The following is a 13,813-nucleotide window of genomic DNA, read 5'->3' as shown; positions in this document are numbered from 1 at the left end:
ACCTCACCCTCACCACCCCACCCGAACACCTCCTCACCGGCCCCACCCCCGCCACCATCACCCTCGACGTCACCTGCCACAACATCAAACGCCGCATGCCAAAGCGTCCGACCACACACCTGACAATCAGTGATCGGACAATCAACGGCTAATCAGTCACGAAACACATGACCACCGGCCATACACGCAGCCACCGCGGGCAACCACACGCCGACAGCCACAGACCGAACAAGCAGCACACATGCCGCACACACGCCGCACACCGACATGACAAGGCATGAAGGGCAGCCGCGAATCCGGACCCTCACCGCCCCCATGGCAGCAGGAGTTCACCACGGATCAACACGGCGACCGCACAGGCAGCAGACGGCCCGGCACACACCCCTACGCTTAGCAACACAACAACAGCCGTCGGCCGTAGCCGCTCAAGCCGGTATCGCCACCGGCCCCCGACCCTGCTCGGCAGCCCCGGTGTCGGTCTGCGTTTCCGCCGGGGCCATCTCGGCGAGCACCCGTGCGCCCCGGTCCTCAGCCACATCCAGCCGCATCAGTACCGCAGGCGAGGCAACCGACGGCAACACATACTTCAACAACACCGACACCCGGTGCTCCACATCCCGCAGACCACTCTCCATCTGCGCGAACAACTGCACCCCGTTGAACGAACTCACCACCATCTCGGCCACCTCAGTCGGCACCACATGCGCCAACGTCTCCCCCCGACGGTGCGCCTCAGTCAAAATCTCGCTCAACACCCCCACCCACAACGGCCACGCACTGCCGTACTGCCCACGCCCCACCGGATCCGCCGACAAGCGGGCCCCTGCCCGCAACAGCGGATCCTCCTTCAACCGGCACGCCACCGACATCGCAAGATCCACCATCTCCTGCAACTTGATCTCGCGCTCGGGCACCACCTGGTCCGTCTGCAACTCCAGGATGCCGCGCGCCAACGCCTCCTTGGAGTCGAAGTGGAAATACAGCGCGCCCTTGGTCACCCCGGCCGTCTTGAGGATGTCCGCCACCGTCGCCGCCGTATACCCGTGCTCGGCGAACACCGCCGCCGCGGCTTCCAACACAGCACGACGAGTCCTGACTGCACGCTCCTGCCGGACCACCGGACCTCCCACTCACCGCAAGAACCCCCGCCACCTATATCTGCCAGCGGAGCACTCAGAACAAACCGTCCAGGAGGTACCTTATCGTTAACCTACAGCGAACGACAGCATCCAAATTTCCACACCACTCAAACAGCACCGCATGTGAAACGTCCGCACCCGACCGGTCGCACCTCCCAGGCTCCAGCCGGGCCAGCACCGCCAACCCGGGCAAGGCGGTACGAGTCGGACAGCTCCAACCGCGAGCCAGCAGGGGGTTAGCGACCTACGCGGCGGGAGACCACAGACGGCCCGCGGCGGCCTCCGCGTCCACCACCTCCAGCAACCGCTCGTCGATCGCTTCCAGAGAATCCACCAGATGCCGCACCCCAGCCTGCGCCATCAACTCCCGCTGGAAGCTGTGCTCGAACGACGACGGATGCCCAATGAACGCCGCTCCCCTCTCCCGCGCCGCTTCCGCTACCCGGGCCACATCGTCAATGAACAACGCCCGCTCACATTCCAGGCCGAACACGTCCTCCGCGATCTCCCGCACTCCCGGCCTGAACCCGTCCGTACACACATAACCGGGCCCATCAAACAACTCGGCGCAATGCCCCAAATATCGATCGAAATGTTCCCGCCGCAATCCCCCGTAACACACCAACTTCACACCCAAAGACCGCAGCCGCCCCAACAACGCCTCCGCACCCGCCACCACCCGCACCGGGTGCTCCCGCACATACGCCTCGCGCTCCCGGAAGAACTCCCGGACCACCACCTCCGGGTCACCCAGCCCCAACACCTGCGCCGCCGCCATCTGCGACTGCGACAGCACCGACCGCTCCAACTCCGCCGTGTACGCGAGCCCTCGCCCGACCACAAACCGGTAAATCACCGGGCTGAACGAATCAGGCAACAACACCCCATCGATGTTCACCGCCACCAACTTCAACCAACGCAGACCCCCTGAAGCGTCCGAATTCCATGAATCCGCCACAGCAACCCCCACATGTCAGACGAGAATCCAGCAGAGACGCAGGCCCGTGCGCTGGCCCACGGCACACAAGAATTCACAATGATCACACAACGCCATCAATAATAAACCGGACATGCGGTTTTTTCAATCCATCCACTGAAACGCCCCAGCCGCCAAAACCGCCAACCGCCCACCACACACAACCGGGGGACAACGCCATGGGCTCGCTCGAAGGCAAGACCGCACTCGTCACCGGTGCCTCACGCGGCATCGGACGCGCCATCGCCCAACGCCTCGCCGCCGACGGCGCCCTCGTGGCCATCCACTACGGAAGCAACCACACCGCCGCCAAGGAAACCCTCCACGACATCACCACCAGCGGCGGACGCGCCTTCACGCTCCACGCCCCCCTTGGCGACCCCGAGCACATACCCGCCCTCTACCAGCAGCTAGACACTCACCTCACCAGCCTCAACCAACCCACCACCCTGGACATCCTCGTCAACAACGCTGGCTTCCACATCCCCGGCACCATCCACACCACCACCTCCCACGACTTCGACGAACTGATCAACATCCACGCCCGCATCCCACTCTTCCTCATTCAGCACGCCCTCCCCCGTATCCCCCAGGGCGGACGGATCATCAACATCAGCTCAGCCGCCACCCGCGTCGCCCATCCCACCGCCCTCGCCTACTCCATGGCCAAAGCGGCCCTCGAGACCCTCACCCACACCCTCGCCAAGGAACTCGGCCCCCAGCACATCACCATCAACAACATCGCCCCGGCCTTCATCAAGACCGACCTCAACAGACACCGCTGGGACACACCCACCCAGGCAGCCGCGACCGCCGCACACTCCACGTTCAACCGCATCGGCGACCCCACGGACATCGCCGACATCACCGCATTCCTCGCCTCCCACAACAGCCGCTGGATCACGGGCCAGACCATCGACGCCACCGGCGGCACACACCTCTGAGCCCCACGCCCGGCACCCACCGTCCCACAAGGCTTTCGCTACGGCTGCGTACCGCGCGCATCCTCAACGGTCACGCTGTCGATGCTCGCGCCGCTGGAGCCAGTGGTGGTCGCGCGGATCGTCACCGTGCCCCGGCGGGCAGAGACGCGGCGACCTCCGCGACGCTCCAGGTGTCCCAACCGCCCGTCGGCGGGAAGCGCAGCGCGTCGGTGATGGGCGCTGTCGCTGCCGGTGTGTGTTTCGTCGGTCCAGAAAGTGGTACCAAGTGCTGCCCGCGGGCAGCCAGATGTTGCGGGTGGCGCCGCCGTCGGAGGTGAGTGGGGCGACGAGGAAGGAGGGCCCGAACAGGTACTGGAGGTCGTGTGCGCAGGCGTTCGGACGGGCCTGGTAGTCGATGACCATCGCCCGGGCCATCGGTACGCCGGTGGCGCTCGCCTGGTGGGCGAGGGTGTGGATGTACGGGATGAGGGTGTCCGGCCCAGGTACCGCTGCCCTGGCGCCAGCGGTTGTCATTGGCCTGGTGGTCGAAGGGGAAGACCGCGGGGCGGTGTTGGGTGATCCTGGTCTGCCACCAGGACTGGTCGCTGGTGTCGGGGAAGTGGCGGGGAAGGACTTCTTCGACGACGCCCTCCTCTCCAAGCGTCCGGCCGGGGCGAGGTTCGCCACGGGCGGGGCCTCCTCCTGCCGCGGCAACCGACGGCAACGCCGCAGACGCGCGTACCAGGCCCCGCGTCTGCGGCGTGATTCCAACGACAGGTTCTAGTCCTCGACTTGACCGAAGTCGGGGCGCAGGTCGAGTGCGGTCATGATGGCGTCGTTGGACGCGCCGGCCGGGATCATGGGCCAGACCATGGCGTCTTCCTCGACGATGAAGTCGACGACGACGGGCCGGTCACTGATCGCGTTGGCCGTGTGGATGGCGTCGTCCAGGTCGTCGGCGGTCTCGCAGCGCAGTGCGGCGCAGCCCAGGGCTTCGGCGAGATTGACGAAGTCTGGCGTGCGTGTGCCGTCGGAGCGGTCGCCGTCGGGGGCCGAGTGCAGGGTGGAGGCCGAGTAGCGCTGGTTGTAGAGCAGGTTCTGTTGCTGACGGACCATGCCGAGGGCACCGTTGTTGATGACGGCGACCTTGATCGGGATGTTGTTGAGGGCGCACGTGGTGAGTTCCTGACTGGTCATCTGGAAACAGCCGTCGCCGTCGATGGCCCAGACGACGCTGTCGGGCCGTGCGACCTTGGCGCCCATGGCGGCGGGGATGGCGTAGCCCATGGTCCCGGCGCCGCCGGAGTTGAGCCAGGTACCGGGCTTTTCGTGGGGAAGGTATTGGGCGGCCCACATCTGGTGCTGGCCGACCCCCGCGGTGAAGATCGTGTGTGAGGGGGCCAGCTGGCCGATGCGCTCGATGACCTGTTGCGGAGAGAGGCGGTTGTCGGCAGGGCGGTCGTAGGCGAGTGGGTAGGACGCGCGCAGGCGGTTCAGCTCCTGCCACCAGGCGGTGTAGCGGGACTTGGCGGCGGCGCCGACGTGGCCCTCCGCGATCAGGGGGCGAAGGGTGCGGGCCAGATCGTCGATCGCGGTGCGGGCGTCGCTGACGAGTGAGACGTCGGCCATGCGGTTCTTGCCGATCTCGGCGGGGTCGACGTCCACGTGGACGACCTTGGCGTGCGGGGCGAAGGTGTCCGCCCGGCCCGTGACCCGGTCGTCGAAGCGTGTCCCGAGAGCCACGATCAGGTCGGCCTTCTGCAGGGCGGCCACGGCCGTGACCGATCCGTGCATGCCCGGCATCCCCAGGTGCTGGCGGTGGCTGCCGGGGAACGCTCCCAGCGCCATCAGTGTGGTGGTGACGGGGGCACCGGTCAGCTCGGCGAGTTGCCTCAGCTCGGTGGTGGCCGTGGCTTTGAGGACGCCGCCGCCGACGTACAGGACCGGGCGCTCGGACTGGGCGATCAGCCGCGCCGCTTCACGGATCTGCTTGCCGTGAGCCCGGGACACCGGCGGGGCGTCGGGGGTGTGGGATGTCCAGGAGAACACGGTGTCCGCTTGAAGGGCGTCCTTGGCGATGTCCACCAGGACAGGGCCGGGCCGCCCGGTGGCGGCGAGGCGGAAAGCCTGGGAGACCACCCGTGCGATATCGGCTGGGTCGGTGACGAGATAGCTGTGTTTGGTGATCGGTGTCGTGATGCCGACGATGTCCGCCTCCTGGAAGGCGTCCGTACCGATGAGTCGGGAGGGAACCTGGCCGGTGATGGCGACCACGGGCACGGAGTCCATCCAGGCGTCCAGCAGCGGGGTGACCAGGTTGGTGGCGCCCGGCCCGGACGTGGCGATGCACACCCCCACCTTGCCGGTGGCCTGCGCGTAGCCGGTCGCGGCATGGCCCGCGCCCTGCTCGTGGCGGACCAGGATGTGCCGCATGCGCCGGGAGTCCAGCAGGGGATCGTACGCGGGCAGGATCGCCCCGCCCGGTATCCCGAAGAGGACTTCCACACCGCACTCCTCCAACGCGCGGATCAGGGACTGCGCGCCCGTGACGCGCTCGCCCGCGGGCGCGGTGGACGGGGCGGTGGCGGGCTGCTGCGGCGTGTCGCGCAGGTGAGGCTGGGGGAGCCGAGGTTCAAGGGCCTGCTCGGTCATCGGCATTCTCTCTGTTCGCTGCTGAGGGCGTAAGGGACGCGGTACCGGCGCGTGGCTGCCCCGAGGCGCGCAGAGCGCGGGGCGGCAACAAAAAACCCCTCGTGCCGGTGGGCGACCGAGGGGGCGCGTCGGGCGGTGACCGTGGTTCAGAAGGTCCCGGCTTCAGCCGACGCGCTAACCAAGTACGAGAATGCGGGTGCGCATGACGTGCATACTCATCCCCTGCCTGTAGGGGCGTCAAGTTGACGGAACGTCGATCTCACCATGCGAGCAGCACCCGCTCAGCGTCCGTGCACGGGCGATTGCGGGAACCGTGGCGGGGGCAGCGCGGAGTGCGGTGCTCCGGGCTCCTGGGACTCCCCCGGGCTGGCGAGATGGTGCTGCAGGTCGATATGACGGAACTGGTGGATGGTTCCTACCTGGCGCAGTACGCCGCGCCGTTCATGGGCGTCCGTGAGGAAGGCGGTCAGCTCCCGGGGCAGGTGTCGGCGCCCGGCCAGGTGGTGGCGGGCGAGGGTGTAGTGCCACCAGGCGTTGTGGCTGAGGGCCGCCGCGAGGCCGACGGTGAGTCCGTAGGCGAGGACGCGGGCGACGATGTGGGGCGGGCCCATCAGGATCGCCTGTCCGCTCGTGGTGCCCCGGCCCAGACCGTAGGGAAGCCCGCCCAGGAGGGCGTATTCGACGCCGTAGCAGAGAAGGAACGCGGCGCCGACCGCGAGGCCGACGACGATCCATAGCTTGCGGAAGATCCTCAGGTCCTGTTTCAGGAGGGCGGCCGGGCCGACCGAGGTGGCGAGATCAGCCGGTTTGCTGGCGAGGCCGTGGGCGATTCCGACAGCGAGCCCGAACGCGCAGGAGAAGGAGAGCATCGAGGTGAAGGGGTAGGAGGGAGCGCTGGTGAGAAGCGACTGGATCTCGAGTACGGCCCAGTGGGTGACGCCGATGGTGGAGCCGCAGGCGAGGCCCGTTGAGAAGCCCCGCCAGTTCCAGGCCCACAGTGTGTGCACGGTCGGGGTGACGTCCGGGCGATGGGCGGACAGGCTGGTCGCCCGGGTGCCGACGAGTCCGCCGACCAGTGCGTAGACCACTCCGTTGGCGAGTGCGCCGACGGCGGCGGCCGTCGAGCCGTAGTTGTGGCGGAAGGAGAACCAGAGCACGGCTCCGGCGGTGAAGCCGAGGGCACACATGCGCCAGTCCCAGAGCCCGCGTTGTCGGGGTCCCGAGGCCGCGGCAGGTCGGCGCACCGCGAGCCTGCTGGACAGCGCGCCGACGATGCCGCCGACGAAGCCGTAGGCGAATCCATAGGCCAGCGTCGTCGGGAGCCATCCCGGGTCCCCGGTGGTGAGTACGTGGGTCAGTCCCTCGGCGACGCCCCCCGTCACCCCCGCGACGAGGCCGCAGCCGATGCCGCCCGCGACCCCTCCGGCCAGGCCCGCGACCATGGCGGCGGGCGGGCCCGTCTGCCACCCGGAGTCGACGCCGGAGAGCAGCGCGATGAGCCTGCCCGTCCCGGTGGCGCCGATCCAGGCCACGACACCGAGGACAGCTCCTGTCACCACCTGGAGGACACGGGGCGGCAGCGCGCGGCGCACCTGCCACCAGGCCAGGTCGGTGGTACCGCCCAGGGTGTGCCGGAGGTGTCGCGCCAGATACCGCAGGGCGCGCTCGGCCTCCTGGGGAGACCAGCGGCACGGATACCGCGGGTGGGGCCGGTAGGCGGCGGGTACGAACGCGTCGAAGAGATGGGCTCGGACGGCCGCGGTGTCGGGGAAGCGGGTCGGGTCGCACAGGTCCGCGGGCGTGGGGAGGACAGTGGTGTGTTCTCCCGGCCGGGGGTTGTACACCGTCCTGGCGAGGAAGAGCATCAGCGGTGTGGTCAGCGCTCGTGCCACGGGGGCTTCGGTGCCGAGCAGGCGGATCACCGGATCCCAGCGGGCAGCCGCCGCCGTCGCCTCACCTCCGGCGTCCCGTTTCAGGTAGTCGGCGATGTCCGGCGCCTCCAGGGGGCGCAGTTCCACGGCGGCGGCACCGCAGAGCCTGACCGGTACCCCGCGGGGCGGGGACAGTGTGTCCCCGTACTCCGTCAGTCGGCTGGACAGCACCAGCGGCTGGTCGAGCGGCAGGGCGGAGTTGATCGCGTCCAGCGCCATGGCGCGGAACGGTTCGGGAATCTCGTCGAATCCGTCCAGCACCGGCAGGATCAGCCGGTGCTCCAGTAGTGCCCGGGCGTGGCTGGCCTGCTCGGTCCGATCCGCGTGCTCCGCCGTCGGGGTGCCGAGACCGCTGTAGTCACGCGCGAGCCGTTCCGCCATCCAGCATTCCAGTGTCTGTTCCGCGGGGCTCCACGAGGCGAGCGGGAAGAGTACCGGGACCGGGCTTCCCGCAGTGCGCTCGGCCGCCAGGGCCAGCAACAAGCGGGTCAGCAGCATCGTCTTCCCGCTGCCCGGGGCGCCGAGGACCACGAGGCGCCGTGTCGGCACCCGTTCCCGGAACACTTCGGTGATCTCCCCTCCCACTCCGGCCAGCCCGGCAGCCTCAGTGGCCCAGCCGGACGGAGGGGCCGAGCGGCCGGTCGGCAGGTCACCGGCCAACTCCCGCAGGACGGGCCAGGGCTCGCCGAACTTCGGATCGGCCGCCTGCCAGGAGACCGGGAGGGGATAGGGGTCGTTCAGCCGCCGCACCCGGGCCTCGGACTCCCACTGGACCCGCACGGCCACCGCCAGGCGATCGGCGATCTCGGCGACGCCGTACCCGTCGGCCGCCTCCCGCCGATCGGCCCGGAAGGTCGCCCACGACAGGTACAGGCCGCCCACGGACGGAAGCAGTGCCGCCACCGTCTCCGCGACCCGCAGCTCGAAACGGAAGGCGATGCACACGGCCCCGGCCATGCCGCCGACCGCCAGCACCAGATAGAGCACACCAACCCGGCGCGTCCGCCCGCCAGTTCCCATGCCCCGAATCTTCCAGCGGCGTGAGCGGGAACCTCGCCGGAACGGCGGCTCTGCCCCACGTACGAGTGACGGGTCGCCGGTGCCGCTGTGACGCGGGACCCCGGCATGGAGAACAAACCGATCGTGTACTCACCCAGGGGACGGGGCCCTCGTCGCCGCATACTCACCAGGCGACGGCGCCCTCGTAGCCGCACACTCACCAGGCGACGGCGCCCTCGTCGTCGAAGAAGCCGCCGCGCGGCCCGTCGTCCGGCAGGGTGGCGAGCCGGATCGCGATCGCCGCCCCCTGCTCGGGCGTCCGCGGCGCCTGGAAGCCGGTGAAGTCGGTGGCCACGTAGCCGGGACAGCAGGCGTTCACGATGACATGCGTATCGGCGAATCGGCGGGCGTACTGCGTCGTGATGCCGTTGAGCAGAGTCTTCGACGGTGCGTAGGCGGCCATGACCGGGCCGGTCCGGAGCGTCAGCGAGCCCATGCTGCTCGACATGTTGACGATGCGCGGCGAGTTCGCGCGGCTGAGCAGCGGAAGCATCGCGTTCGTCACCCGTATGACCCCGAACACGTTGGTGTCGAGGACGGTGCGGAGGACGTCGAGGTCGAGCGTCGTCGGATCCTGCGCGCCACCGTCTGCGCGGCCGGGGATGCCCGCGTTGTTGACGAGCGCGTCGAGCCGACCCGCCGTCCGCTCGACCGCCGCCGCGGCTGCGGCGACGCTGTCGTCGGAGGTGACGTCGAGTGCGACCCCGAAGGCGTCGACGCCCGCGGCCCGCAGGTGCTCGACGGCCGCCTCGCGCCTGCCGTCGTCGCGGGCGCCCACCGCGACGGTGTAGCCGATCGCGCCGAGACCCTGTGCGATGGCGAGGCCGATTCCCTTGTTCGCGCCGGTGACCAGCGCGGTCTTCGTGTCGTTCACGCGATCCATGCTCGGCTTGCGGCGCGTGCGGCGTCCAACACCCGCTCGGTCCGCTGTGATACTCCCCGGGTATCAGTCGGTAGGCTGCCCGTGTGGACGATCTGGAGACCCGCGAGCTGCGCTACTTCGTCGCCGTCGCCGAGGAACTGCACTTCGGCCGCGCCGCCGTGCGGCTCGGGATCGCACAGCCGCCGCTCTCGCGCGCGATCCGTCAGTTGGAGCGGCGGCTCGGCGTCCAGCTTCTTGACCGGGACCGTCGTGGCGTGACGCTCACGGATGCGGGCAGGGTGCTCCTCCGGGAGGCCGGGACCGCCCTCGACGCGGTCGCTGCCGCTGCCCGTCGGACACGGCGTGCCGGGAATCCGAAGCGGCCACTGGTGCTCGCCACGAAGGCCGGGGCCTCCCACGAGCTGCTGCGACGGCTCCTCGACACGGTGGCGGACCAACCCGGTGCGGCACCGGTCGAGGTGCTCCTGTGCGAGATCGGAGAGCAGGCGGGGCTGCTCCGTGACGGGCGCGCCGACGTGGCGCTCATGCATCGCCCGTACGACGACCTCGCCGGGTTCGACACCGAGGACCTCTGCGTCGAAGGCCAGGTCGCGGTCGTTCCCGCGGGGCATCCGCTCGCCTCCCGCGATCAGCTCACGCTGGCGGACGTCGACGACGTGCCGGACCTGCCGATCGCTCGCTGGCCCCGGCTCGACGGCACCTACCCGGACGGGCCCGGCCCCGAGGTGCGTACCCAGTCGCAGCTCGCCCAGCTCGTGGCCCTCGGCAGAACGCTGCTCGTGATTCCCGCCTCCAGCCGTGCCTGGCAGTGGCCCGAACACGTGGCGGTGCCCGTCGTCGACGCGCCGGAGGTGACCACGGTGATCGCATGGCCGCCGGGCAGCCGCTCCCTGGCGGTTGCCTCACTCGTCAGCGCCGCGGTCGGCATGACCGCGCCGGCGACCTGACCCCGACGACGGCGAAGTCGCCGCTCTCTCGGGCGGCGGAACGGCCGGGACCGTCGTGCGCGGGGCGGGTCAACTCACCGACGGGAAGCTGGACCTGGCCGGTGAGCGCTACCAGGAACCCCTGACGGCCGTCGCGCGGGCCATCGGTGTTCCTCCCTGAGCGGCGCCCCGCGCCGAGGCACGCGCATGGTCACGGTTTGCGCGCGACGCCGCCGTACGCCGAGATGGGTCGCCTCACTCCCACCTGGGTGGGTTCGGGGCGCCATTCGGTGATGGGCACGAAGCCCGGTTCGATGAGCTCGAAGCCGTCGAAGACGGCACGGATCTCGTCCTGCGTGCGCGGGTAGTAAGGAACCCCGCCGGTCTTGGCGTACTCCTCGCAGAGGGTCACGTAGGCCTGGCTGTCGGTGGTGCCGTCCCAGAGGATCAAGTGGCTGCCCGAGGGCACCGCGTCCATGACGGTGCGCACGATGCGCAGCATGTCGTCGTAGGTGCGGGCATGCCCCAGCACCCCCATGAACATCACTGTGATCGGTTGGGTGAAGTTCAGGGTGTTGCGGGCGTCGGAGACGATCTGTTCGGGGTGGTGGAAGTCCGAGTCGATGTAGGTCGTGACGCCCTCGTCGGTGGTGTTGGTCAACAGGGCCCGTGCGTGGCTCAGTACCAGCGGGTCGTTGTCCACGTAGATGATCTTGGATTCGGGTGCCACGGCCTGGGCGACCTCGTGCGTGTTCTGCATCGTGGGCAGGCCGGTGCCGATGTCCAGGAACTGCCGGATCCCGGCCTCGCTCGCCAGGTAGCGCACCGCCCGGACGAGGAACTGGCGCGACTGCACGGCCATGGTCGCGATGTCGGGGTCGATCTTCAGGCTGGCGTCGCCGACGACGCGGTCGACCTCGTAGTTGTCCTTGCCGCCCATCCAGTAGTTCCAGATGCGCGCCGAATGAGGGATGTCGGTACGGATCGCCGGGCCTTGCGGGTTCGACATCGGGCTGAACTCCTCGGTCTTCACGGGCGGCTCACGGCCGCACTCGGCACCTGCACGGGGACGTCTCCTGCCCGGCGCGGAACGCGTCAGGTCGCCTCCGACCGGCCAGCGCCCCGGCCCCACACGTTACTGGCCGAAGCCGTCCGGCGGGTGCTGACGGAACATCAAAGTACCGCCGTCGATGATCTGTTGGGAGACCGGGGAGGCCGACGGTTTCTGCGACCGGCTTGGGGGGCTCTCGTGTTCGGGGCCGTCAACGAGCAGATCTGCGAGCGAGGTGGGTTCCGGTCCAGCCGGTGGCGGCGACCACCTCCCGCGCGATGTCAACGACGCACCGTCCGTCCGTTGCCACCCGCACGGTCTCCGCGGGGGCCCGCTGGTCCAGGAGCCGTGCCTTGCGGACGCTTCCTTCCAGCTCCCGCTGCAGTTCCGAGCCGAGTTCCCGGCCCACCAGCCGCTCGCGGGCGGTTGCGTCGGAGGCGGTGAGCAGGACTCGCGTGATGCCCACTCCGGTCCCCATGGCGCGCTCGAACATGCCCGTCGCCTCCGGCAGCACGCTCACGGTGTTCGTATAGATCAGGCGCCGGTAGCCGCGCTGGGCGAAGTTCGCCCATACGGCGGTCAGATTGGCCTCCGTGATCTGCGCGCGGTGCGGATCTCCCTTCGGAGCCGGATGTGCCTGCCCCATGAAGTCACCGTCGATGACCGCGTGGGCGACCGCCGCACAGCGCAGCAACGCCGACACCTCCCACCCCACCGTCGTCTTGCCGACACCGGCTCGCCCTCCGATGAGCAGTACCTCTGCGTCATGCATGGAGGAAGCGTGCCAGCAGACGAGCACCTCACGCGATCCGATATCGATCTGGTCGCCTGGTTCCCGGCCCCGCCGGGTCCCCGGCGTCACGCTCGCGCTCTCCGCGTACTGCCGACCACCCTCGCCGTGGGCGATGCGGACGCCTCGTCCCGGCCCCGCACCGCAGCGACCGAATATGGTCTGGTCGGCCAACACCGCTCAGGGGATGCTCAGCAGGGCGCCGAGAGGGGAAGAGAATGGCGGACCTCAGCACGGAAGTTGGGAGCGGCCCGCGTCGCCTGGCGCGGTGGAGATCCCGGATCGCTGGCGGGGCGGCCCTGGTCGCTCTGACGACGACGCTGACCATGGGCGCCTCGTCCCCGGCCCAGGCGGCCGTGGGCGATTGTCCCAGTGGACTGGCATGGGGTTCCGTCTTCAACGGAAGCTATCCCGAGTACGTGGCCTACGAGTACGTCATCGACTCGGTGAGGCCCGACTTCCTGGTGAGTGAGGAGCGCGTTGTCGTCAACGGCACGAGCAGGGAGATCACGGGGAGCTTCACGTCGTCGGTGTCGAAGACGTTCAGCCTGAGCTACACCCTCGGCACCAGTGCCTCACTGTTCGGCTTCCTGAGCGCCAACGTCAGCGCGAGCATCACACAGAGCACGACGACCACGACCGGGGTCACGGCCACCGCGCCCGTCCCCCCGAACAGCCGGGTGATCGGCCAGTACGGCGTCGAGGCGTACGTCATGGACATCACCCTCAACGAGTACCGCTCCTACCTCGCCCTTCCGGAAGACGACGGCATCTGCGTCCGGCAGAACTCCACCCCGGGCACGAGCGTCGCGCCGACGCACTACACCGGCTGGCGGGTCATTCCCGGCTGACGCGGGGGCCGTCCGCTTGCCCGGCGCATCCCCGGGCGGTCGGACTCGTTCGAGGTACTGCTGCGGCGATCCCCTCGAAGTCCGTGCTCTCCTCGACGCCGTGACGCGGGCCATGTCGACCAGACAGGCCGCCAGACCCGGAGGCGGGGGTCGAGGACGGGCCCAGGGCCAGACCCGGGTGGACGAACACCGTGCGCCAGCGGCTCTGGGCGGCCTCCGCCGCCCAGGGTGCGCACGTCCGCGCAGTCAGTCGCCGAGACCGCGAAAAGGGCGGGGTGCGGCGACTCACCCGAGTCGCCGGAGCACCCACCGTGGACGTGAGAGCCAGCAGTCCAGGCCGCTCCGAGTGATCGCCTCGCCGCCGGACCGCGAACCCATACGGAAGCCCTGGCACGCCGCAGTCAGACGGGACCAGTCCTCGAAGTCGACCACTACGTCCGAGGAGGACCCGACATTCTCCTGAACCAGGCGTGCTTTTGCTGATTTCAGAGAAAGTTGGGGTCGTTTCAGGTTCAACGTATAGACACCGGCGGGCAAAGCCTCCTACTGTCTCGCCTCGAACCGGACGTTTCGCCGACGTTGCGCGGACATGCCCCTATTGACGGGGTGTCCGCGTGCGCCTGAGCCCGAGC

11 protein-coding genes are annotated in these 13,813 nt (G+C 69.2%); 3 read left to right on the top strand and 8 right to left on the bottom strand.

Annotation, left to right across the window (positions count from 1 at the left end):
* Positions 1-425: 425 nt before the first annotated feature.
* Positions 426-1,118, bottom strand: a complete 693-nt coding sequence (locus ACFVQG_RS37625) for a ScbR family autoregulator-binding transcription factor (RefSeq protein WP_383392906.1) — start codon at positions 1,116-1,118, stop codon at positions 426-428.
* Positions 1,119-1,383: 265 nt separating this feature from the next.
* The gene (locus ACFVQG_RS37620; RefSeq protein WP_383392903.1) at positions 1,384-2,052 is read right to left on the bottom strand and encodes an HAD family phosphatase; all 669 of its coding nucleotides are present in this window, start codon (positions 2,050-2,052) and stop codon (positions 1,384-1,386) included.
* Positions 2,053-2,294: 242 nt separating this feature from the next.
* Here ACFVQG_RS37620 and ACFVQG_RS37615 point away from each other — a divergent pair, with 242 nt between their 5' ends.
* Positions 2,295-3,059 (top strand): SDR family oxidoreductase, encoded by a 765-nt coding sequence (locus ACFVQG_RS37615; protein ID WP_383392900.1) that lies wholly within the window; start codon positions 2,295-2,297, stop codon positions 3,057-3,059.
* Between the two features lie 63 nt (positions 3,060-3,122).
* Here the strand turns inward: ACFVQG_RS37615 and ACFVQG_RS37610 are convergent, their stop codons facing one another.
* The 4 genes from ACFVQG_RS37610 to ACFVQG_RS37595 form a co-directional block, all read right to left on the bottom strand.
* Complete coding sequence (locus ACFVQG_RS37610) at positions 3,123-3,473, bottom strand: hypothetical protein (protein WP_383392911.1); 351 nt, start codon at positions 3,471-3,473, stop codon at positions 3,123-3,125.
* A 345-nt stretch (positions 3,474-3,818) separates the two neighbouring features.
* A complete protein-coding gene (locus tag ACFVQG_RS37605; RefSeq protein WP_383392897.1) occupies positions 3,819-5,696 on the bottom strand; it encodes an acetolactate synthase large subunit in 1,878 nt (625 codons plus the stop codon).
* Positions 5,697-5,971: 275 nt separating this feature from the next.
* Positions 5,972-8,641 (bottom strand): NACHT domain-containing protein, encoded by a 2,670-nt coding sequence (locus tag ACFVQG_RS37600; RefSeq protein WP_383392894.1) that lies wholly within the window; start codon positions 8,639-8,641, stop codon positions 5,972-5,974.
* Positions 8,642-8,837: 196 nt separating this feature from the next.
* Complete coding sequence (locus tag ACFVQG_RS37595) at positions 8,838-9,563, bottom strand: SDR family oxidoreductase (RefSeq protein WP_383392892.1); 726 nt, start codon at positions 9,561-9,563, stop codon at positions 8,838-8,840.
* Positions 9,564-9,646: 83 nt separating this feature from the next.
* Here ACFVQG_RS37595 and ACFVQG_RS37590 point away from each other — a divergent pair, with 83 nt between their 5' ends.
* Positions 9,647-10,510, top strand: a complete 864-nt coding sequence (locus ACFVQG_RS37590) for a LysR family transcriptional regulator (protein ID WP_383392890.1) — start codon at positions 9,647-9,649, stop codon at positions 10,508-10,510.
* Between the two features lie 190 nt (positions 10,511-10,700).
* Here ACFVQG_RS37590 and ACFVQG_RS37585 read toward each other — a convergent pair whose 3' ends face one another.
* Both ACFVQG_RS37585 and ACFVQG_RS37580 read right to left on the bottom strand, forming a co-directional pair.
* Entirely contained in the window at positions 10,701-11,498 is a 798-nt protein-coding gene (locus tag ACFVQG_RS37585; RefSeq protein ID WP_383392887.1) for an SAM-dependent methyltransferase, read from the bottom strand.
* A gap of 253 nt (positions 11,499-11,751) precedes the next feature.
* Positions 11,752-12,312 (bottom strand): AAA family ATPase, encoded by a 561-nt coding sequence (locus tag ACFVQG_RS37580; RefSeq protein ID WP_383392884.1) that lies wholly within the window; start codon positions 12,310-12,312, stop codon positions 11,752-11,754.
* 437 nt (positions 12,313-12,749) lie between these two features.
* Here ACFVQG_RS37580 and ACFVQG_RS37575 point away from each other — a divergent pair, with 437 nt between their 5' ends.
* Entirely contained in the window at positions 12,750-13,181 is a 432-nt protein-coding gene (locus ACFVQG_RS37575) for a hypothetical protein (RefSeq protein WP_383392881.1), read from the top strand.
* The last annotated feature ends 632 nt before the right edge of the window (positions 13,182-13,813 follow it).

It is taken from the genome of Streptomyces sp. NPDC057877 (genome assembly GCF_042796855.1).
Classification (GTDB): domain Bacteria; phylum Actinomycetota; class Actinomycetes; order Streptomycetales; family Streptomycetaceae; genus Streptomyces.
Note: the sequence above shows the minus strand (reverse complement) of the source record. Positions and strands in the feature narration are given on the sequence as shown.